Origin of the sequence: Bradyrhizobium sp. 930_D9_N1_4 (assembly GCF_052076015.1) — a bacterium.
In the GTDB taxonomy this organism is placed as follows: Bacteria; Pseudomonadota; Alphaproteobacteria; order Rhizobiales; family Xanthobacteraceae; genus Bradyrhizobium.
In genome coordinates this window covers 3611956-3633197 of the sequence record NZ_CP197236.1, presented here as the reverse complement: position 1 = coordinate 3633197, position 21242 = coordinate 3611956, and the positions used below count along the sequence as shown (strand labels likewise).

At 64.3% G+C, this 21242-nt stretch carries 20 protein-coding genes and 1 pseudogene; 9 read left to right on the top strand and 12 right to left on the bottom strand.

What is annotated here, in order from left to right; all coding sequences use genetic code 11:
* Window positions 1-85 precede the first annotated feature (85 nt).
* Both AB7532_RS17030 and AB7532_RS17025 read left to right on the top strand, forming a co-directional pair.
* Window positions 86-271 (top strand): hypothetical protein, encoded by a 186-nt coding sequence (locus AB7532_RS17030; RefSeq protein WP_015686413.1) that lies wholly within the window; start codon window positions 86-88, stop codon window positions 269-271.
* Window positions 272-292: 21 nt separating this feature from the next.
* Window positions 293-1063: an SDR family NAD(P)-dependent oxidoreductase gene (locus tag AB7532_RS17025; RefSeq protein WP_441235924.1), complete on the top strand. Its 771-nt coding sequence runs from the start codon at window positions 293-295 to the stop codon at window positions 1061-1063.
* A 102-nt stretch (window positions 1064-1165) separates the two neighbouring features.
* On the opposite strand, the gene AB7532_RS17020 is transcribed toward AB7532_RS17025, so the two are convergent.
* Window positions 1166-1933, bottom strand: a complete 768-nt coding sequence (locus tag AB7532_RS17020; RefSeq protein WP_441235923.1) for an outer membrane protein — start codon at window positions 1931-1933, stop codon at window positions 1166-1168.
* 179 nt (window positions 1934-2112) lie between these two features.
* A complete protein-coding gene (locus tag AB7532_RS17015) occupies window positions 2113-3372 on the bottom strand; it encodes an FAD-dependent oxidoreductase (protein WP_441235922.1) in 1260 nt (419 codons plus the stop codon).
* A 119-nt stretch (window positions 3373-3491) separates the two neighbouring features.
* On the opposite strand from AB7532_RS17015, the gene AB7532_RS17010 reads away from it, so the two are divergent.
* Window positions 3492-3776: a hypothetical protein gene (locus tag AB7532_RS17010; protein WP_441235921.1), complete on the top strand. Its 285-nt coding sequence runs from the start codon at window positions 3492-3494 to the stop codon at window positions 3774-3776.
* A 56-nt stretch (window positions 3777-3832) separates the two neighbouring features.
* On the opposite strand, the gene AB7532_RS17005 is transcribed toward AB7532_RS17010, so the two are convergent.
* On the bottom strand, window positions 3833-5353 hold the full coding sequence (locus AB7532_RS17005) for a caspase family protein (protein ID WP_441235920.1): 1521 nt from the start codon (window positions 5351-5353) through the stop codon (window positions 3833-3835).
* Window positions 5354-5553: 200 nt separating this feature from the next.
* On the opposite strand from AB7532_RS17005, the gene AB7532_RS17000 reads away from it, so the two are divergent.
* The 4 genes and pseudogenes from AB7532_RS17000 (at window position 5554) to fabA (ending at window position 10253) form a co-directional block, all read left to right on the top strand.
* Window positions 5554-6516, top strand: a complete 963-nt coding sequence (locus tag AB7532_RS17000) for a helix-turn-helix domain-containing protein (protein ID WP_441235919.1) — start codon at window positions 5554-5556, stop codon at window positions 6514-6516.
* A gap of 299 nt (window positions 6517-6815) precedes the next feature.
* A complete protein-coding gene (locus AB7532_RS16995) occupies window positions 6816-8390 on the top strand; it encodes a DEAD/DEAH box helicase (protein WP_441235918.1) in 1575 nt (524 codons plus the stop codon).
* Between the two features lie 173 nt (window positions 8391-8563).
* Window positions 8564-9631 carry a GGDEF domain-containing protein gene (locus AB7532_RS16990; RefSeq protein ID WP_441235917.1) on the top strand — a complete coding sequence of 356 codons (1068 nt, stop codon included), beginning with the start codon at window positions 8564-8566 and terminating at the stop codon, window positions 9629-9631.
* Between the two features lie 89 nt (window positions 9632-9720).
* A pseudogene (gene fabA / locus AB7532_RS16985) lies at window positions 9721-10253 on the top strand (bifunctional 3-hydroxydecanoyl-ACP dehydratase/trans-2-decenoyl-ACP isomerase).
* 92 nt (window positions 10254-10345) lie between these two features.
* Here the strand turns inward: fabA and AB7532_RS16980 are convergent.
* From AB7532_RS16980 to AB7532_RS16940, 9 genes are all read right to left on the bottom strand, one after another.
* A complete protein-coding gene (locus tag AB7532_RS16980; protein WP_441235916.1) occupies window positions 10346-10762 on the bottom strand; it encodes a TfoX/Sxy family protein in 417 nt (138 codons plus the stop codon).
* A 184-nt stretch (window positions 10763-10946) separates the two neighbouring features.
* Window positions 10947-11288, bottom strand: coding sequence for a HesB/IscA family protein (locus AB7532_RS16975; RefSeq protein WP_441235915.1), 342 nt, complete (start codon window positions 11286-11288; stop codon window positions 10947-10949).
* A gap of 132 nt (window positions 11289-11420) precedes the next feature.
* Window positions 11421-11792, bottom strand: coding sequence for an SUF system Fe-S cluster assembly protein (locus AB7532_RS16970; RefSeq protein WP_071914314.1), 372 nt, complete (start codon window positions 11790-11792; stop codon window positions 11421-11423).
* Entirely contained in the window at window positions 11789-13036 is a 1248-nt protein-coding gene (locus AB7532_RS16965; protein WP_441235914.1) for a cysteine desulfurase, read from the bottom strand. The genes AB7532_RS16970 and AB7532_RS16965 overlap by 4 nt, the downstream gene beginning before the upstream one ends.
* Window positions 13033-14337: a Fe-S cluster assembly protein SufD gene (sufD, locus tag AB7532_RS16960; RefSeq protein WP_441235913.1), complete on the bottom strand. Its 1305-nt coding sequence runs from the start codon at window positions 14335-14337 to the stop codon at window positions 13033-13035. Before sufD ends, AB7532_RS16965 begins: the two co-directional genes overlap by 4 nt.
* 11 nt (window positions 14338-14348) lie before the next feature.
* On the bottom strand, window positions 14349-15104 hold the full coding sequence (gene sufC / locus AB7532_RS16955; protein ID WP_441235912.1) for a Fe-S cluster assembly ATPase SufC: 756 nt from the start codon (window positions 15102-15104) through the stop codon (window positions 14349-14351).
* Window positions 15105-15236: 132 nt separating this feature from the next.
* The gene (sufB, locus tag AB7532_RS16950) at window positions 15237-16733 is read right to left on the bottom strand and encodes a Fe-S cluster assembly protein SufB (protein ID WP_441235911.1); all 1497 of its coding nucleotides are present in this window, start codon (window positions 16731-16733) and stop codon (window positions 15237-15239) included.
* A gap of 113 nt (window positions 16734-16846) precedes the next feature.
* Window positions 16847-17986, bottom strand: a complete 1140-nt coding sequence (locus tag AB7532_RS16945) for a cysteine desulfurase family protein (protein WP_441235910.1) — start codon at window positions 17984-17986, stop codon at window positions 16847-16849.
* A 51-nt stretch (window positions 17987-18037) separates the two neighbouring features.
* Window positions 18038-19228 carry an acyltransferase family protein gene (locus AB7532_RS16940; RefSeq protein ID WP_441235909.1) on the bottom strand — a complete coding sequence of 397 codons (1191 nt, stop codon included), beginning with the start codon at window positions 19226-19228 and terminating at the stop codon, window positions 18038-18040.
* A 44-nt stretch (window positions 19229-19272) separates the two neighbouring features.
* Here AB7532_RS16940 and AB7532_RS16935 point away from each other — a divergent pair, with 44 nt between their 5' ends.
* Together AB7532_RS16935 and AB7532_RS16930 are read left to right on the top strand one after the other, a co-directional pair.
* Window positions 19273-20238, top strand: a complete 966-nt coding sequence (locus AB7532_RS16935) for a LytTR family DNA-binding domain-containing protein (protein ID WP_441235908.1) — start codon at window positions 19273-19275, stop codon at window positions 20236-20238.
* 350 nt (window positions 20239-20588) lie between these two features.
* Window positions 20589-21236, top strand: coding sequence for an alpha/beta hydrolase (locus AB7532_RS16930; RefSeq protein WP_007591562.1), 648 nt, complete (start codon window positions 20589-20591; stop codon window positions 21234-21236).
* The last annotated feature ends 6 nt before the right edge of the window (window positions 21237-21242 follow it).

The window sequence follows — 21242 nt, the reverse complement described above, 5'->3', positions numbered from 1 at the left end:
AGCTACGGCTAGTCTGGCGGCAAGTTTTCGCGCCCCGCGGCCATGCCGTGGGTTGTGACAGAAGCAAAACGACGGGGAGGAATGCATGCGCAGATTTCTGCTTGTAGCAGGCCTGTTTGCCCTCGCGGTCGGGCTGCTCTGGATCGGACAGGGCACGGGCACCATCGCCTGGCCGCGATCGAGCTTCATGGTCAACGAGCTGCAATGGGCCGGCTATGGCGCAGCCATGGCCGGCTTCGGGCTGGTGCTGATCTGGCAGAGCAACCAATAGAAGAAACCAGGAAGTGAAAGCATGACATCCAACCGGTTCGATCTCCGCGGCAAGGTCGCGATCGTCACAGGAGGCAATGGCGGCATCGGGCTCGGCCTCGCCCACGGCCTCGCGGACGCCGGCGCCGACATCGCCGTGGTCGGACGCAACGAAGCCAAGTCGGCCGCGGCCGTCGCCGACCTCAAAGCGCGCGGCGTCAAAGCGATTGCCGTCACCACCGACGTCACCGACAAGGCGGCGATCGCCGCGATGGTGGAGCGCGTGGTTGGGGATCTCGGCCGCATCGACATCCTCATCAACAATGCCGGGATGAGCATCCGCAAGCCGCCACACGAGCTCGAGCTCGACGAGTGGAACACGGTGATCCAGACCAACCTCACCAGCGCCTTCCTGTGCTCGAAGCTCGCCTATCCGGCGCTGAAGGCGTCCGGCAACGGCAAGGTCATCAACATCGGCTCGATGATGTCGATCTTCGGCGCCAGCTTCGCCACGGCCTATGCGGCAAGCAAGGGCGGCATCGTGCAGTACACCCGCGCCTGCGCCAATGCCTGGGCGCCCGACAACATCCAGGTCAACGCCATCCTGCCGGGCTGGATCGACACCGACCTCACCCGCGGCGCGCGCAAGCAGGTCTCGGGATTGCACGAGCGCGTGCTGGCGCGCACGCCGGCCGGGCGCTGGGGCGACATCGACGATTTTGCCGGCATCGCCGTGTTCCTCGCCTCGCCCGCGTCGAACTTCGTCACGGGCACCGCGATCCCCGTCGACGGCGGGTTCTCGGTGATGGCGTAGGCCGCCTCTGCACTCATGAAAAAAGCCCCGGCATGCGCCGGGGCTTTTGAGTTTGGGTCGTGATCGTTTCTTGTCGCTTGCTTGGTCGTTTCTTTGACGCACTCAGTAACGGGCGATGACCGGTCCGTCGAACTTGTAGCTCGCGCGGACGACGGCCCACTGGATGTCACGCGGCTTGGCATCGAAGGTGTAGCTGCCGGAGGTGCCGCCGAGCTGATAGGTCTGGCTGCCGAAGGCCGCGTAATTGTATTCGAGGCCGACGATCCAGTTGCGGGTGATGCCGTATTCCCAGCCGGCGCCGACGGTCCAGCCGTTGGCCCAGTGGGTCTGACCGCCCGCGCCCGTCGCCGGAGCGACGGTGTCGCTGACGCTGAGACGGTTGTTCACGCCGGCATAGCCGCCCTTGATGTAGAACAGATTGTTCTGCACGGCGAAGCCGGCGCGACCGACGACGGTCGCGAGCACGTTGGCGCGCCAGGAGAACACGTCGTCACCCGCACCGAACGCGGTGTTCGTGAACGAGCCCTTGTTGTCGAGGCCGGAGATCGTGCCTTCCATGCCGAACACGTAGTTGTTGGCCTGCCAGTTGTAGCCGATCTGGGCGCCGCCCATGATGCCCGCGCCGCGCTGGCGATAGCCCTGACCGATGCCGAGATCGCCGAAGGCCGTCGTGTTGCCGCTGTTGACGAACTGCTCGTTGGTCCAGGCGCCACCGATGTGGCCGCCGACGTAGAAGCCGGTCCAGTTGAACAGCGGCTCGGCATAGGCCGGCGCCTTCGTGTAACGCGCACCGAGATCGGCGGCGGAAGCAGCGCCGGTCGAAACCAGAGCGGTCGTGCAGGCGAAGGCGGCAATCAATTTGTTACGCATGGTACACCCCGTGTCCTTTGATGGGTGCACGCTCACACGCAGGTCTTACTCAAATTTGAATCAACAAAGTTAAGACGCCCGAATGGCCGGACACGACCCGTGAATCCGTTTGCGCTGTTGCACGCGCGCAACGCGCGACGCGCGATTTAACGCGGCATTATCCCTACCCGATCGTTGCGCTACGATCCCGGCGCGGCCTTCGACTGGACGTGCTCGGGACGCACGCCGAGCGCCAGCAGGCGCGCCGGAATGCCCTGGAGCCATGGCAGCGCAGTGATGAGGCGCACGACCAGCGGCACTTTCAGCGGCCGGTCGCCCCCCTGCAAGGCCCCGCTGACAATCTTGTTCTGGACGACCACCTGCATGCGTTGCGTCATCTTCACCGGGAATTCGCGCCAGCGGCGCACGGCATCGAGCTCGTCCTCGGTGGGGCAGCCGCGCTGGAGCTTGTCCGCGAGCAGGTTCGCGGTTGCGACCGCGTCCTGCACGGCGAGATTGACGCCGACGCCGCCGATCGGCGACATCGCATGCGCGGCATCACCGATGCAAAGCAGACCCGGCCGCGTCCAGCGCGTCAGGCGGTTGATCGCGACGGTGAGCAGCTTGAAATCGTCAATGCTCTTCACATCGGCGATGCCGCTTCGAAGCACCGGCGCCATGCGCACGATGTCGTCGAGCAGCGCCTGCAATCCCCTCGCCTTCACCGCCTCGTATTGTCCCTTGGCGATGACATAGGCGCACTGCCAATAGTCACCACGGTCGAAGGTGATCATCATCTTGCCGGGCTCGACGCGCGCGAACAAATTCTCGGTCTCGTCCGCCTTGCGGCCGACGCGAAACCACAGCACGTCCATCGGCGCACCGATCTCCTCGACGCTGAGCCCCGCGCGCTCGCGCACGATCGAATGCCGGCCGTCGCAGGCGATGGTGAGATCGGCTTCAATGTCGATGATTCCGTCCGGCGTCTTCGCTCGCACGCCGGCGACGGTCTCGCCGCTGTGGATCAGATCGACGGCTTCGGTATTCATCATCACCTTGAGCGACGGGAAGCGCCGGCCTTTCTCGCGCAGGAAATTCAGAAAATCCCATTGCGGCATGAAGGCGATGAACGGGTATTTGGTGTGCAGCCGTCTGAGATCGGCAATCCGCACCGGCGTGCCGCCGAACAGGCCGTCCATCGTCTGCAAGCGCTGATGCGGGAGTTCCAGGAAGGCATCGATCAGGCCGAGCTCGTCCATCACCTGGAGCGTCGAGGGATGCACCGTGTCGCCGCGAAAGTCGCGGAAGAAATCCGCATGCTTCTCCAGCACGACGACGTCGATGCCGGCGCGCCCCAGGAGATAGCCCAGCATCATGCCGGCCGGTCCGCCGCCGACGATGCAACACCGGGCTCTCACGGAATGACGCGCGGCGGACTGCGGCGTATCTGAATCCGTCATCAACTCCTCGCTTACAACTTTAGTCCTCTGTGCGACGCAACAAGCCTGAATTGGTTTGCCGCAATGCCGAATGGCCAGTAGCGTTACTGACGATTTCGATTGATTCAGGATGATCGGCGTTGCGCACCGTACTCATAGTGCTTGGCATCTGGCTGCTGATCAACGTGCTTTTCGTCGTGATCATGCTGCCGACGCGCAAGCCGCGGAAGCCGGACCAGCAAGACTCCGGCACGCTTGCGCCGGTGCGGATCGAGCAGAACGGCTATCCGCTCGAGCAGCAGGAGAAATTCGTGCTGCGCCACGTCGTCATCTCGATCGGCATGGCAACTTTCTTCTCGCTGACCGCACCTTTGATCGAGGCCATCGACTCCTTCAAGCGCTTCATTCGGAAGCGACGCGGCTAGCGATTCCGCGCAGGAACCGGTCTTATCGCTTCTCCGTCGGCCGAACAGCAGACCGCTCAATTGTTGCTGCGGTTCACCGTCCGAAAGCTCTTGATCTCCGACACGCTGCCGTCGCGATAGGTCAGCTCGACCGAGACGGATTGCGTGGCCGGGGCGAGCTTCATGTAGAGCGGCATGCCGGCGGTGATGGCGCTGGGATCGCGCAGGTCGCAAGCGGGCATCTTCAGCACCTGATTTGGCACGGCGCTATCGATGCCGATGCGCACCTCGCGGATCGCGCAGCGATACGAGACGAGATGCGTGTAGTAGACCAGCAGCCCGTTGAACTCGCGGAACGACAGCCAGCTCGTCGCGGTCATGTCGAGGATCTTGCGCTGGTCGCGGATCAGCGCGGCCTCGGGATCGAACCTGATCGGGAACGGCCCCCGCATGTCGCCGGACTGGTCGACATAGCGGACCTCGATGGTGCCGGCCTGCGCGTCCGCGGGCAATTCGATCGACGGGTTCGGCATCCGCTTGCGGGTGCGCGGATCGAGCGTGTCGATGAAACCTGTCTCGCGGAAATCGGCATTGCCGGCCATGCGCCAGGAAATGCCGAGCGTCGGATCGGCGAAGGAGAACACAACGCTCCAGCCGCCATTGTGACGCGAGAAGCTCGCGATCGGCGCGTTGGTGGTGTCTTCCTTCGGCACGCGCGGCACCGACACTGGCGGCAGGGCCGCCAGCTGCTGCGGCGCGGGGTCGGCCGGGCGAGCCACGGCGGCGGCACCTTTTGCGGCACCGCTCAAGAAGACGTCGTCGACCATCTGGTCGAAATAAACCGGCACCTGCCTGTGCTTGATGGTGCCGGCCATCTCGCTGACGAGACGGCGCGTGCGCTGCGCCACCTGCACGAGGTTCTCGCCGGGCTCGAGCAGCTCCTTGGCAAAGGTGCGCGTGAACACCGAATTCGGATTGGCATCGTCGTTGGACAGACGGTCGAGTGCGGTCTGGCGCGGACCTGCCGAGAACACCGAGAACACGCCTTCGGGCAGCTGCGTCATCGGTGCGAGCCCGCCGCCGCCGGCGACCGCGCGCGTGCCGGAACGTTCGAACGGATTGTTGCGGCAGGCGTCGAACACCAGGATCGAGGTCCGCGCCTTCTTGTTCTGGAGGCGCTCGACGATGCGGTCGGCCAGAATGGAGGCATCGCGCACCAGCTCTTCCTGCCCTTCCGTCGCCGCGGGGACGTCCGTGGGCAGCAAATAGTTCTGGCCCGCGATCTCGAAACCATGGCCGGCATAGAAGAAGAACGCGGTGTCGCCGGGCTCGATCACCCGGTCGAAGGCAAGCAGCGTCTCGGAGAATTGCTGCCGGCTCTGGTTCTCGGCGACCATGACCGAGAAGCCGAGTTGCTTCAGCGTATCGCCCATGGTGCGGGCGTCATTGACGGCCTTGAGCAGCTTCGGGACATTTCGGTAGTCGTTGTTGCCGACCACGAGGGCGACGCGCTTTGCGGCCTCGGCAGGAAGCGCCAATCCGCTCAGGCTGGCCGCAAGGCCAAGCGCTGCCAGAACTCTGAAAAGCCGCCACGTCATCGCAAAATTCCCGCTTTCGAACGGCGCTCCGCCGGTTTCCTCGAACAGGGGTTCATGGGAACCCTTCGCCGTTGATGATAGTCGGTCCAGCCATAGCGAGGGTTCAACACCAGCGGCTTCCGGTTCCATCATCTGCCCTATGGCAGATTCCTTCGGAATCTGCTTTTTCTAGGGCAATTGCGCTGCAAGCGGGGGCTGCCGTGTATCATTGGTGTACTGACGACGTCGAACCGCATGACCGCTTCGACTTTTGGCGCGAGGTCCGCTCCAAGGGCCTGTTCGGCGTCACCGCCGAGCTCGAGCGCGAACGGCGCGCAGACTTCTACGGCGAGTTCTCGCTGCGCCAGCTCGGCGGCGGCGGGCTGGTCGAGCTGAAGGCCTCGCACTACACGGTCGAACGCAGCACGTCCGACATCGCCTACGCGCCGGGCGACAGCATTTGCGTCTACCAGCAGCTCGGCACCGGCGGCTGGTTCGGCGGCATGCGCGCAGATGATTTTGCGATCGCCAATGGCAGCTTCGCCACCAGCCACACCGATCAGCCCTATCGCACCGCGCCGCTCGGCGCCGGCGGCTTTCATCTGCGCATCCTGAAGATTCCCGTGAACGGCCTCTCCACCCAGGACAAGCGCGTGCGCGAGCTAGCGCCCCGGACCTTCGCCGATCCCAGCCTGGTCCCGCTCCTCGGCGCCTGCTTCGCTGACCTCAATGAGGCCGCGGTTGACGACAGCAGCGTCGATGCGACCTCCCTGGTCCAGTCTCTCGCCCATCTGGCGCTGATCGAGCGCGGCATTGTCCGGCCCGGCAGCCGCCTCGGGCAGGCCGCGCTGCGGACCGCCCGCCTCTCGCGGGCGCGGCGGCTGATCGCAGGCCACCTGCAAGACCCTGATCTGGCGCCGACCATGGTGGCCGACCTGCTGGCTGTCTCCGTGCGTCACCTGCACATGCTGTTCGAAACCGCGGCGAAGAGTTTTTCGCAGACCGTGACGGACGAGCGCCTGAAACAGAGCCGCCGCCTGATGCGGGAGGCGCCGGACCGGCTGATCGCCGACATCGCGACCTCGTGCGGCTTCGAGAGCCTGGCGACCTACTACCGGGTCTTCAACGCCGCCTATGGGATGGCCCCCGGCGATTTCCGGGCCCAGGCTCCCGAGGGACGCTAGCGCCCCGTCCGACGGTTGCGGGTCGGTCAACGGCCGAGCCGGAAAAGCCAGCCCCGCCCGTGATTTGGGCAAAAACCTCAGGTATTTTAGGGTCTTCCCGCGCCCGCTCCATTGACTTTGGCCGATTCCGCCCTATGTTCCGGAGCGACGCGGCTCAGATCGAAGAGCGATTCCTGAGCGTTGCGCTTTGTTCGCGTGAGTCAGCACCCCCAGCTTCTTTGAAAGCGCGCCGTTTCGGGGTGGAACGCGACAGCCTTAATTACCCTCGATTCCGAACGGCGGTTTCGACCAGAGGCTCAATGTCCTTTACAGATCTCGGACTGTCCGAAAAAGTCCTCGCCGCAGTGGCGGCCACCGGTTACACCACCCCGACCCCCATCCAGGAACAGGCGATCCCCCACGTCCTCGCACGCAAGGACGTACTCGGCATCGCCCAGACCGGCACCGGCAAGACCGCGGCCTTCGTGCTGCCGATGCTCACGATCCTTGAAAAGGGTCGCGCCCGCGCGCGCATGCCGCGCACGCTGATCCTCGAGCCGACCCGCGAACTCGCGGCGCAGGTGAAGGAAAACTTCGACCGCTACGGCGCTGGGCAAAAGCTCAACGTCGCGCTGCTGATCGGCGGCGTCTCGTTCGGCGACCAGGACGCCAAGCTGACGCGCGGCGTCGACGTGCTGATCGCCACCCCCGGCCGTCTGCTCGACCATACCGAGCGCGGCGGCCTGCTGCTCACCGGCGTCGAACTGCTCGTCATCGACGAAGCCGACCGCATGCTGGACATGGGCTTCATTCCCGACATCGAGCGTGTCTGCAAGCTCGTCCCCTTCACGCGGCAGACCCTGTTCTTCACCGCGACCATGCCGCCGGAAATCCGGCGCATCACCGAGGCCTTCCTGCACAATCCGCAGAAGGTCGAGGTCTCCAAGCCCGCCACCACAGCCGTGACTGTGACGCAGTCGCAAGTGCCTGCGGGACGCGAGGCGCATGAGAAGCGCGAGCTGCTTCGCCGCCTGCTGCGCGAGGCCAAGGACCTCAAGAACGCGATCATCTTCTGCAATCGCAAGCGCGAGGTCGCGATCGTTCACAAGTCGCTTCAGAAGCACGGCTTCAGCGTCGGCGCTCTTCATGGCGACATGGACCAGCCGGCCCGCATGGCCGCGCTCGAACAGTTCCGCAAGGGTGAGCTGCCGCTGCTGGTCGCCTCCGACGTCGCTGCCCGCGGCCTCGACATTCCCGAAGTGAGCCACGTCTTCAATTTCGACGTCCCCCATCATCCCGACGATTACGTCCATCGCGTCGGCCGCACCGGCCGCGCCGGCCGGTCCGGCATGGCGATCTCGCTCGTCACGCCGCTCGACCAGAAGTCGATGGTGGCGATCGAGAAGCTGATCGGCCAGAGCATTCCGCGCGCCGAAGGCGACTACGAAGTCAGCGCAGAATCCGGCGATTCATCCGAACGTCCGCGTGGACGTGAACGCGAGCGCTCCCGTGGCGGACGCGGCAAGCCGCAGCGCGGCGGCCGCGACCGTGGTGAACGCAGCCACGAGCCGCGCGAACCGCGTGGCGAGGCAAGGCACGCTTCTGAAACAAGACATTCGGCCGAGGCAAGGCCTTCAGCCGAAGCACGGCCCGATCCCGAGGCGAAGCCCGCACGCGAGGCAAGGCCTCCACGTGAAGCAAGGCCTCCGCGTGAAGTTAGGTCCTCATCCGAGCCGCGTCACGGCGCGCGCCAGAAGGCCGATCCGTCGCATGTGCCGTCGATCGGCCGTCCCGAACCGCGCCGCCAGCGCGAGGCCGACACCGAGCCGGGCGATCATTCGCACCTGCCGGCCTTCCTGCTCCGTCCCGTGCGTTCGTCTCCCGCCGGCGCCTGAAGCACGTCAAGCGACGAGGCGCCTCTGGCCGGTTGAGCCGGGGCGCCCCACACTTTTTATGATGCATTGGCCACCGTATATTTACTGGCCGTTCACACACGTCCGTTAGCCTACGAACATAATTTAAGAATTGCTGTGGTCGGCGGCGCATCGACCGCCGTGGGGTATGTTCCGTGGTCAAGGTTCTCGACGAACACGAACGCACGATGGCGTTCGCCGAAGTGGCGCTCGGTCAGATCCGATCGCTTCGTCAGACCGCAATTCCCCGCAATTACGAGATCTGGTACGTCTACGCGACCGGCTACAACGCCCCGCTCAACAAGATCATCAACGAGACACTGGCGCGCCACGGCAAGCTGACCGAAGGCGATCTCGAGCAGATCTACGAGACCTATCTTTCCCACATCAAGACCACCGATCGCATCGACAAGGTCGGCGCACGCGTGATCGGCGAGATCGACGACGTGATGAAGGTGTTGAGCGAAGCGCTCGGCATGACCGGCTCCTACGATGCGAGCCTGTCGGGCGCCACCGAGAAACTGTCGTCGGCCAAGAGCCGCGACCAGATCACCTCGATCGTCGAGACGCTGTTGCGTTCGACCAGCGAGATGCGCGACACCAACAAGGCGCTCGAAGACCGGCTGACATTGTCGAAGAACGAGATCAGCAATCTCCAGCAGAGCCTGGAGGCGATCCGCGCCGAGAGCCTGACCGACCCGCTCACAGGCCTCGGCAACCGCAAATATTTCGATCGCATGATCGGCATGGCGGTGCAGAGCGCACTCGCCTCGGGCGAGCCGCTGTCGCTGCTGCTGTTCGACATCGACCATTTCAAGTCGTTCAACGATTCCTACGGCCATCTCACCGGCGACCAGGTGCTGCGGCTCGTCGGCCTGTCCATGAAGCAGACCATCAAGGGCCAGGACATCACCGCGCGCTATGGCGGCGAGGAGTTCGCCGTCCTGCTGCCCAACACGGCGCTGCGCCAGGCCCTCACGGTGGCCGATCACATTCGCCGTGCGGTGATGGCGAAGGAATTGAAGAAGAAGTCCACCGGCGAGATCCTCGGCCGCGTCACCATCTCCGTCGGCGTCTCCATGCTCAAGCCCGGCGACGATACCGAGGCGCTGATCGAGCGTGCGGACGCCTGCCTCTACGCCGCCAAGCGCAACGGCCGCAACCGCGTGATCTGCGAGGCTGATCCGGAATTCGCGATCGAGAGCCACAGCCGGGTCGCGTGACGAAGGCGGCGCGCCAAACCCCGCGCGCTTGACTTCCTCTCGTGACGAACGACATCTTCCTCGCCACCCGCGTATCGAGGATTTGTCGTCTGCCCAACAACCCTCATGACTTTCACAAGCCGCAACCGTCCTACACCAGGGACGAGTTGCTGAGATCGAGCGAAGGCGGCTATTTCGGCCCGGGCAACGCGCAATTGCCGGCGCCGCCGATGCTGATGATGGACCGGATCAGCGAGATCAGCCTCGACGGCGGCGAGTACGGCAAGGGCCACATCGTGGGCGAACTCGATATCACACCAGGCCACTGGTTCTTCGATTGCCATTTTCAAGGCGACGCGACGATGCCGGGAAGCCTGGGCCTGGACGCGATGTGGCAGATGGTCGGCTATTGGCTGGGATGGTCGGGCTCGCCGGGCAAAGGCCGCGCCATCGGTGTCGGCGAGGTGGAGGCCACGGGCTTCGTTACACCTGAGACGCGACGCGTGCGCTACGAGGTCGCCATGCGCATGGTCCGCCGCGGCAGCTGGTGCTCGGCATTGCCGATGGTCGGGTGCTCGCTGATGGCACATCTGTCTTTGTGGCAAAGGATATGCGCGTTGGCCTGACCAAGGCCGCGGATTGAGATCCCGTAGGGTGGGCAAAGGCGCGCAAGCGCCGTGCCCACGATCGCTCGCGATAACACTCTGATCGTGGGCACGCTCCGCTTTGCCCACCCTACCGCGCCTTTCTCCTGGTAGCTGTCTTGGCCAACCGCTTTTTCGCTGCGGCTTTCTTCGGCGCGGCCTTTTTCGCAACCTTCTTCTTCGGTCGCTTCACCTTGGCACGCTGAGCCGCCGCGAGCGCCGCCCTCGCCCATTGCGCAAGCTCCTCGGAATCGTCGAACAGGCGCGCCGGCAGCTCCCAGTAGGAGTTCACCAGCACGGTCTTGGCGCGGGTCGAATATTGAAACGGCTTTGATCCCTCGGCCTCGAAATCCGGGATCGTCACCTCGTCAGCGCGGAAAAACAGGCCGGCCCGCAAGGCGAGCGCGAAGTTGACGCCATCGACGGAGATGCCGTGGCCGGAAAACATCTTGCGGATGGCGACGGGGCCGAAATCGGCGAACAGGTCGATCAGGAATTCGCGGTCCATGGCCTCAACTCTCTCCCCGGCGTCGTCCCCGCGAACGCGGGGACCCATAACCACAGGGAGAAGTTTAGCGAAGACTAGTAGTTGCGCCAGCGTGGTACTGACACCGCATGCCAAAGAGCGATCACGCGGTATGGGTCCCCGCGTTCGCGAGGACGACAGCGGTGGGCTTCGTGAAAGCCGGGCGCTACCCGTCGATCTTGGCCGGGCGCAGCTCGACCGACTCACCGCAGCCGCAGGCGGAGATCTGGTTGGGGTTGTTGAAGACGAACTGGGCCTGCATCTTGTCGGCCTTGTAGTCCATCTCGGTGCCGAGCAGGAACAGCACGGCCTTGGGTTCGACCAGGATCTTGACGCCCTTGTCCTCGACGACCTCGTCGGTCGAGCGGATATCATGGGCGTATTCGACCGTGTAGGACTGGCCGGCGCAGCCGCCGTTCTTCACGCCGACGCGCAGGCCGACGATCTCGGAGTCTGCACGCTGGGTGAGCTCGCTGATGCGCTGGGCAGCGGCGTCGGTCAGCCGCATCACCTGCGGGCGGGGCCGCCGGGGCTTCGAAGTGGATGCTGGGGTCGAACCGGACGAAATCTGTGTCATGTCAGTGATGTGGTCCGTTGCGGGGCGAATTCAATGCCAGGGATTCAAAGCAAGCGTTACGCGTCACCACATGTTGAGGACGAGGCGGGCCTCGTCGCTCATGCGCTCAGGCGTCCAGGCCGGTTCCCAGATCACCTTGACGTCGACCACGCCGACGCCGGGGACGCTGGCGACCGCGTTCTCGACCATGGTCGGCAGCTCGCCGGCGGCCGGGCAGTTCGGCGTCGTCAACGTCATCTGGACGTCGACCGAGCGGTCGTCTTTGATCTCGACCTTGTAGATCAAGCCGAGCTCATAGATGTCGGCCGGGATTTCCGGATCGAACACGGTCTTGAGGCCGGCGATGATCTCGGTGGTCAGACGCTCGGTCTCCTCCGGCGGCAACGCCGAATGGGTCTCCATCGGATTGGCTTTGATTTCGGCCGTGTCACTCATGCGAACATATCCCGCGCCTTGAGCAGCGCCTGTACCAGATGATCGACTTCTTCCCGCGTATTATACATGCCGAACGAGGCCCGGCAGGTGGCCGTCACGTTGAACCGCTCTAAAAGCGGCATCACGCAATGGGTGCCGGCGCGCACCGCGATGCCCTGCCGATCGATCACGGTGGCGACGTCATGGGCATGCGCGCCCTTGAGCTCGAAGGAGATCACCGGACCCTTGCCGCGGGCGGTGCCGATCAGCCGCAGCGAGTTGATCTCGCGCAGCCGCTCCTGGGCGTAAGCGACGAGATCGGCCTCGTGGGCGGCGATGCGCTCTTTGCCGATCGAATTGACGTAGTCGATGGCGGCACCGAGGCCGACAGCCTCGACGATCGCGGGCGTGCCCGCCTCGAACTTGTGCGGGGGATCGCCATAGGTGACGACGTCACGCGAGACCTCGCGGATCATCTCGCCACCGCCGTTGAAGGGGCGCATCGCGACGAGGTGGTCGTATTTGGCCCAGAGCACGCCGATGCCGGTCGGCCCATACACCTTATGGCCGGTGAAGACGTAGAAGTCGCAGCCGAGGTCCTGAACGTCGACCGGGATATGCACCGCGCCCTGGCTGCCGTCGACCAGCACCGGAATGCCGCGCGCGTGCGCGATCTTCACGACCTCCTTGATCGGGACGATGGTGCCGAGCGCATTCGACATCTGCGTGATCGCGACCAGCTTGGTCTTGGGTGTCAGCAGCTTCTCGAACTCGTCGATCAGGAAATTGCCTTCGTCGTCGACCGGCGCCCACTTGATGACGGCACCCTGGCGCTCCCTGAGGAAATGCCATGGCACGATGTTGGAGTGGTGCTCCATGATCGAGATGACGATCTCGTCGCCCTCTTTGACGTTCGGCCCGCCCCAGGACGAGGCAACCAGGTTGATCGCCTCCGTCGCGTTGCGGGTGAAGATCACTTCCTCGGTCCGCGCAGCATTGATGAACTGCGCCACCTTGGTGCGGCCGCCCTCATAGGCTTCGGTCGCGGCATTGGCGAGGTAATGCAGGCCGCGATGCACGTTGGCGTATTCGGACGTATAGGCCTGCGTCATCCGGTCGAGCACGGCGCTCGGCTTCTGCGCGGACGCCGCGTTGTCGAGATAGACCAGCGGCTTGCCGTAGACCTGAAGGCTAAGCGCCGGAAAGTCCTGGCGCACGCGCGCGACGTCATAGGCGCCGTTCTTCACTGCGGGATGCGTGCTCATTGGCGCTGCTCCAGCCAGCGCTCGGCAATGCCGATCACGTGTTCGCGCAGATCGTCGTCGGTGATCTGCTCGATGGCTTCACCCACGAAGGCCTGGATCAGCAACGCCTGGGCCTGCTTCTCCGGCAGGCCGCGCGCCTTCAGATAGAACAGCAGGCTTTCGTCGAGGGCGCCGGCGGTGGCGCCGTGGCCGCAGGAGACGTCGTCGGCGAAGATCTCAAGCTCGGGCTTGCTGTCAGCCTCGGCTTCATCCGAAAGCAGCAGCGCACGGATCATCATCTTGCCGTCGGTCTTCTGCGCGTCGGGACGAACGATGATGCGGCCTTGGAATACCGAGTGGGCGCGATCGTCGATCACGGCGCGGAAGACTTCGCGACTGACGCAGTTCGGCACGGCGTGGTCGACCACCAGCGTGGTGTCGCCATGCTCGGTCTTCTGCAGCAAATTGACGCCGTTGGCCAAGAGCTCACTGCCCTCGCCCGCCAGCGTGATGAAGCCCTGCAGGCGGCTGACCGCGCCGCCGGTGGTCATGTTGAAGGCATTGAACTTCACATTGGCGCCGATGGTGACGAACTGCGACGTGATGTTCACCGCGTCAGGTGCATCGTCCATCAGGCGGATATGCGCGACGTCGGCGTTGTCGCCAACCGAGATGATGACGGCGTCGTTGACTTGGTAGGCCTTGGCGCCGGCTGCGACGAAGCTTTCGATGATGGTGGCACGAGCGCCCTTCCCGATCGCGACCTGCGAACGGGTGAACGCCGACGCGGAAGCCGCGGTTGCGATGTGAATGATCTGAATCGGTGCGGACAGCTGCGCGCCATCGGCGATATCAAGCACGACACCGTCAGTCGCCATTGCCGCGTTCAGCGCGATCACGGCATCCGTGGTCGCGGTCTTCAGCAGACCGGCATCCTTCTCCAGCGTCTCCCGTGACGTTTTGAAGCTTGCTTCGGAAGCCAGCGCCTTGACGTCGGACAGATCAGCCGCGAACACGCCGTCGACCAGCACCAGCTTGCGGGCGCCTGCAATCGCATGCGCCTTCACCGCGTCGGCGGCGCGCTTCAACGCGGCCGCGTCGGGCGCGGCTGCCAGCGGCAGCACTTCGCCGACCAGCGCGCGGAGGTCAGTGTATTTCCATTCCTCGATCCGGCGATGCGGCAGGCCGAGACGCTCATAGGTCTCGAACGCCTCACGGCGCACCGCGATCACGGAAGGCGAACCCGGCAGGCGGCCTTCGGCGCTGGTGAAGAGATCGCTCACCGCGCGGCCCTTTCCGGTCTTTGCCACAGCAACGTTCATCGCAAAATTCCTTACGCGGCGTCCTCGAACTGAGCGTAGCCGGACGCTTCCAGCTCCAGCGCCAGTTCCTTGCCGCCGCTCTTCACGACACGGCCCTTCGACATCACGTGCACGATGTCGGGCACGATGTAGTTCAGAAGCCGCTGATAGTGGGTGATGACGACCATCGCACGCTTGGGCGAGTGCAGCGCATTGACGCCGTCGGCCGCGATGCGCAGCGCGTCGATGTCGAGGCCGGAATCCATCTCGTCGAGGATGCACAGGCTCGGCTCGAACAGCGCCATCTGCAGCACCTCGTTGCGCTTCTTCTCGCCGCCGGAGAAGCCGACATTGACGCCGCGCTTGAGCATGTCCTGCGGGATGTTCAGCGACTTGGAGACCTCGCGGACCTTCTTCAGGAAGTCCGGCACCATCAGCTCGGTCTCGCCGCGCGCCTTGCGCTGCGCGTTCAGCGCGGTGCGCAGGAAGTTCATGGTGGTGACGCCGGGGATCTCGACCGGATACTGGAACGCCAGGAACACGCCCTTGGCGGCGCGCTCCTCGGGCGCCATCTCCAGCAAATCTTCGCCCTTGAACAGGATCTGGCCGTCGGTCACCTCGTAGCCGGGCTTGCCGGCGATGACGTGCGAGAGCGTCGACTTGCCGGAGCCGTTCGGCCCCATGATCGCGTGGATCTCGCCCTCGTTCACGGTCAGCGTCAGCCCGTGGAGGATCTCACGCTCCTCGACACGAACCTTCAGGTCTTTCACTTCAAGCAAAACAGTCATCGTATTTTTTCCATCTATCCCCTCATCCCAGGGAGCGCCGCAGGCGCGTCTCGAAGGATCGAGGCCAACAATCTTTCCGGATCCATCCTTCGAGAAGGCCGCTTCCGCGGCCTCCTCAGGATGAGGTCCGAGCTAGCCGACCGACCCTTCAAGCGAGATCGAGATCAGCTTCTGTGCTTCCACAGCGAACTCCATCGGCAGCTGCTGCAACACGTCTTTCACAAAACCGTTGACGACGAGGCCGACGGCTTCTTCCTGCGAAAGGCCGCGCTGGATGCAGTAGAACAGCACGTCCTCGGAGATCTTCGAGGTCGTGGCCTCGTGCTCGAACGTCGCCGACGAGTTCTTGGCTTCGATGTACGGCACGGTGTGCGCGCCGCATTTGTCGCCGATCAACAGGGAATCGCAGGCCGTGAAGTTGCGCGCGCCGGTCGCTTTCCGATGCGCGGTGACGAGGCCGCGATAGGTGTTCTGCGATTTGCCGGCGGCGATGCCCTTGGAGATGATCCGGCTCGACGTGTTCTTGCCGAGATGGATCATCTTGGTGCCGCTATCGACCTGCTGGTAGCCGTTCGAGATCGCGATCGAGTAGAACTCGCCGCTCGAATTGTCGCCGCGCAGGATGCAGCTCGGGTACTTCCAGGTGATCGCCGAACCGGTCTCGACCTGGGTCCAGGAGATCTTGGAACGGTCGCCGCGACAGTCGCCACGCTTGGTGACGAAATTGTAGATGCCGCCCTTGCCTTCCGAATTGCCCGGATACCAGTTCTGCACCGTCGAATATTTGATCTCGGCGTCGTCATGCGCGACGAGCTCGACCACGGCGGCATGCAGCTGGTTCTCGTCGCGCTGCGGCGCGGTGCAGCCTTCGAGATAGGAGACGTAGGAGCCCTTGTCGGCGATGATAAGCGTGCGCTCGAACTGGCCGGTGTTGCGCTCGTTGATGCGGAAATAGGTCGACAGCTCCATCGGGCAGCGCACGCCCGGCGGCACGTAGACGAACGAACCGTCGGAGAACACGGCCGAGTTCAGCGTCGCGTAGAAATTGTCCGAGGTCGGCACCACCGTGCCGAGATATTTCTGCACAAGCTCAGGATGCTCGCGGATGGCCTCCGAGATCGGCATGAAGACCACGCCGGCCTTCTTCAGCTCCTCTTTGAACGTGGTCGCAACCGAGACCGAATCGAAAACCGCATCGACGGCGATCTTGCGCCGGGCTGGATCTGTCTCGCCGGGCTTGGGTTCCACGCCTTCGAGCATCGCCACTTCCCGCAAGGGAATGCCGAGCTTCTCGTAGGTCTTCAGGATCTCGGGATCGATCTCGTCGAGCGAGGAAACCGTCTTCTTCGGCTTCGGCGCGGCGTAATAGTAGAGGTCCTGGAAGTCGATCTTGGGATAGTCGACGCGCGCCCAGGTCGGCTCGGTCATGGTCAGCCAGCGCCGATAGGCCTCGAGCCGCCACTGGAGCATCCAGGCGGGTTCGTTCTTCTTCTCGGAGATGAACTTGACGATGTCTTCGGACAGCCCCTTGGGGGCCTTGTCGGACTCGATCTGGGTCTCAAACCCATAACGATACTGATCGACGTCGATGCGCTTCACGCGCTCGACCGTCTCTTGCACGGCTGGCATTCTATCCTCCGCTCGCGGTTTCAAGGACCGCGGTGGATCAAACTCGGACGAGTATTACGATGTTTCTGTGCGGAAAGCACGGGCTTAGAACCGTTCAAGCCGTGTTTCGTCGCTTAGGCTCTAAGTAGGGTATTACCGAGCTTTCGCCAAGCCTCTAACGCCCTGTTGATGTCATCCGGTTCCGTGGACCAGCCCAGACTGAGACGCACCGCTCCCTGAGCGACGGTGGTATCATACCCCATCGCCGACAGCACGTGGGATGCCTGAACCTTGCCGGAGGAACAGGCCGAGCCGGAGGATACGGCGATGCCTTCGAGGTCGAAACCGATCACGGCGGTCTCCGCCTTCAGGCCGGGCGCTGTGAACAGGACGGTGTTTGGCAGCCGCTTGACGTCGGCGGCGAAGGCGGACGCCCCCGCAATGGCTCGGATACCATTTTCCAAGTGATTCCTGAGGGTTGCCATGCGCTCCGCATCCTCCCGCAGAGTCTGAAGCGCGACCTTCGCGGCCGCGCCGAAGCCGGCGATGCCCGCAACATTCTCGGTTCCGGCGCGACGGTTCAGCTCCTGCCCACCGCCCCGCAGCACCGGCTCCAGCCCCGCGATTCCCTCGGCCACCACCAGCGCGCCGACGCCCTTGGGGCCACCGATCTTGTGGGCAGAAAAGGTCGCAAGGTCGGCGCCTACCGCGTTAATGTTGAACGCAATTTTGCCGAGCGCCTGGATCGCGTCGACGTGCAGCAGGCCGCCGGCCTCATGAACCATGCCCGCCGCCTCGGCGACCGGCTGGAGCGCCCCCGTCTCGTTGTTGGCGGCCATGATGGAGACCAGGGCCGGCGGGCCGCCGCTGAGCAGCGCCTTGAGGTGATCGAGATCGACCACGCCGGAACGCGTGACCCGGATCCGATCGATCCTGTCCGCCGGGAACCTGCCACCTGCCAGCACCGAGGCATGCTCGATGGCCGAGACCAGCAGCCGCTCGACGGGGCCACCGGACGCGCCCTTCAGGCCAGGCGACAGCGCCAGCGCATTGGCCTCGGTTCCAGCCGAGGTGAAGACGACGTTCCGCGGCAGCGCGCCAACGGCCGCGGCGAGCGTGGCGCGGGCGTCCTCGACCAGCCGTCGCGCCTCCCGTCCCTCGGCATGGACCGAGGACGGATTGCCGATCAGATCGTAAGCGGCGAGCACCGCTGTGCGCGCCTCATTGCGCAGCGGTGTGGTCGCATTCCAGTCGAGATAGACGCGGTGCGGCATGCCGCCCTCTTAGCACCTTTTGCCCTCGCGCCAATCGGACGCCGCTGCACATCAGGCCGGCTGTTGTTGCGCAATCCCGGCCGGTGAACGGGGCTCGGTCCGCAGTCCGAACAACGGACGCAGCCAGCGGATGCGCCGCGCGATCTCGTAGCTGATCACACAGGTCAACGCGGTGCCTGCGATCACGATTCCCGCCTCGCTTCCGGCAGACAGCCCGCTGCCCCGCAGCGCGTGGGCGATCACGATGATCGCGGTCTGATGCACGATGTAATAGGGAAGGATCGCATCAGTCAGATAGCGGCGCACCGGGCCATCGGCCTTCAAATGGCGTCGCGCAAACCCCAGCACCGCCACCATCGCGGTCCATTGGTAGCCGCCATAGGCCGCACCGGCGAGCCATCGCAGCATCGGCGACCGCGGGAGCACGCCGGCATAAATGAGGATGAAGGCTGTGAAGCAAGCGGCTGCAAGCATCAGCGCCAGCCACCGCTGTCGTTCGATATCGCGCCAGATGCCGCCTTCACGCGCGAGCAGGAAGCCGATCAGGAACGAGGTCGCGTAGTCCGCATGGTTGTACCAGTCGCCGAACAGCGCGTGTGTGGACGGGAAGACCGGCGCGAGAGCCAACCGCCAGGCCGCAAACAGCAGGCACGGCAGCACCAGCAGCCACGGTCCGGCGAGCACGGCCCCCAGCCTCCCGCCGATCCGGTCCGCCGCCGGCCACAGGGACAGCACGGCAGCCAGGGCCATGGTGTAGACCCAGAGATAGACCACGAACCAGAGATGGTTCCAGGTCGGCTGCACGATGCAGGGGGTCGGGCAGAACTGCGCGCTGAACGTCAGGTAGTGCTGGAGGTAGTAGTCGACGAATCCCTGGGGATAGCCGAAGCTCTCGACGATCTGGAGGTACGACTGCGGCGGCACGATCACGAACATGCCGAAGATCAGCGGGATCAGCAGCCGCGCCGACCGCGCACGGGCGAAGACGGCAAGCCGGTATTTGCCCAGCATGAAGCGGCTGGCGACCCCCGAGACCAGGAACAGCAGCGACAGCCGCCAGGGATTGAGCACCAGCATCACCGGCTCGAGCCAGGTCAGCCGGTGCTCGCTCTTGATGTGAAATCCCCAGGACACGTAGAGCATGCCGACGTGGTAGAAGATCAGCAGCCCGAAGGCTAAAATCCGCACCCAGTCCAGATCGATGCGGCGGTCCGGGTTTGATGCTTGCTGCGGTGTTGACATGCTTCTCTGTTCCTTGACGGCACGACATCAGCGGTTTTCGGGCCATGGCTGAAATCAACATGGCGAACAGCCAGAATGCTCCCGAAACGGAGCGCGTCGAGACGGTTTGGGATCAGAACCGGCCGCAAGGGGACGAGGCGTCATTGTCCGGGACGAGCGGTTGGCCCGGCGGGATCAATGGCGACTGGACGATGTTCGCTGCGATCGCAGCCATCGCGCTCGCCATCGGCATCGTCAATGCGCTCTCCGGCGCACAGGACGCCGCCTGGCGCGGCGACAGCTATGACATCGGCAAGCGACTGTTCTGGGAACTGTCGAGCATCGTCGTCATCCTGCTGTTGGTGCCGATCCTGATGCGGTCCGTGCGGCGCATGCGCCGGACGCCGGCCCTGGGGCTGCGGATCGGCATCGGCGCGGCCGCCCTGCTCGGCTTCTCGGCCCTCCACATCGCCGGCATGGTCGGGGTGCGGAAGTTCATGCTCTGGCTCGCCGGCAGCGCCTACGACTTCCATTTTTCGCTGGCAACGGTTCTCTACGAGTTTCGCAAGGATGCCATCACGGCAATCCTGCTGGGGGCAACGCTGTGGCTGATCGAAAGCCGTCGCGAATTGCGCAACGCCGCACGCGCAGCGCTGTTCTCGCCGGCCGCTGCGCCAGAGCAACCATCCCCCGATCTGATCTGGCTGCGCGACGGCACCAGCCGCATTCGCGTCGCGCCGCGCGACATCCTGTGGGTCGCCTCCGCCGGCAATTACATCGAGTACAGCCTCGCCAACGGCACTCAACACCTGATCCGCGGCACGCTTGCCGCGACCGAAAGCGAGCTCGCCCGCTTCGCCATCGTGCGCGTGCACCGGACCAGGCTTGCCAATCTCGACCGGGTGAGCGGCGTGGACTTCAAGCCGTCAGGGGATTTCGAGCTCACCTTCGACAACGGGCAGACACTTGGAGGCAGCCGCCGCTACCGGTCCGTGGTCGCCTCGCTCGGAGGCCGCATTACGCCCGTGTGAATCGCCTCCGCGGATCATCCGACAGCCGATAAACAATCGTGATTCCAATCAGTTGCCGCTACAATGGTGCGCGTGGCCTTCGCTCCGTTCGATCCCGGCCGCTCTTGGCGTGACGGCGGGATGACCGGCTAAGCTCTTGAGTGCATTGGCAGATGTCGAAGATGCTTGCTTTTTGCCCCGCAGCCTATGTTAGAACGCGGCCGTCAAGTCACCGCGCGCCGCTCGCGCATCATCCGAGGGCGCCGCTCCACCCTTCCATTCGCGGCTTGATCGGCGTCGCTGCCGATGAAGTCCGCCCAATCGGTTGATTGCTGAAGACCGTCTTCAAGGGATCAACCAAGAGATCATCCATGCCTGAAGTTATTTTCACTGGCCCCGCCGGCCGTCTCGAAGGCCGCTATCACCCGGCCAAGCAGAAGAACGCGCCGATCGCGATGGTCCTGCATCCGCATCCGCAGTTTCACGGCACGATGAATCATCAGATCATCTACCAGTGCTACTACGCCTTCGCCCATCGCGGCTTCTCGGTGCTGCGCTTCAATTTCCGCGGCGTCGGCCGCAGCCAGGGCTCGTTCGACCACGGCACCGGCGAATTGTCGGATGCGGCGGCAGCGCTGGACTGGGCGCAGACCATCAATCCCGAAGCGCGCGCCTGCTGGGTCGCCGGCTTCTCCTTCGGCGCCTGGATCGGCATGCAGCTGCTGATGCGCCGTCCCGAGGTCGAGGGCTTCATCTCGATCGCGCCGCCCGCCAATCTCTACGACTTCTCGTTCCTGGCGCCCTGCCCGTCTTCGGGCCTGATCGTGCATGGCGAGAAGGACGCGGTGGTGCCGCCCAAGGACGTCAACACGCTGGTCGAGAAGCTGAAGACCCAGAAGGGCATCGTGATCGACCAGCAGGTCATCCCCGGCGCCAACCACTTCTTCGACGCCAAGCTCGAGCCGCTGATGGAAACCATCACGGCGTATCTCGACATGCGTCTCGCCAACGTGCGCTAAAGGGTT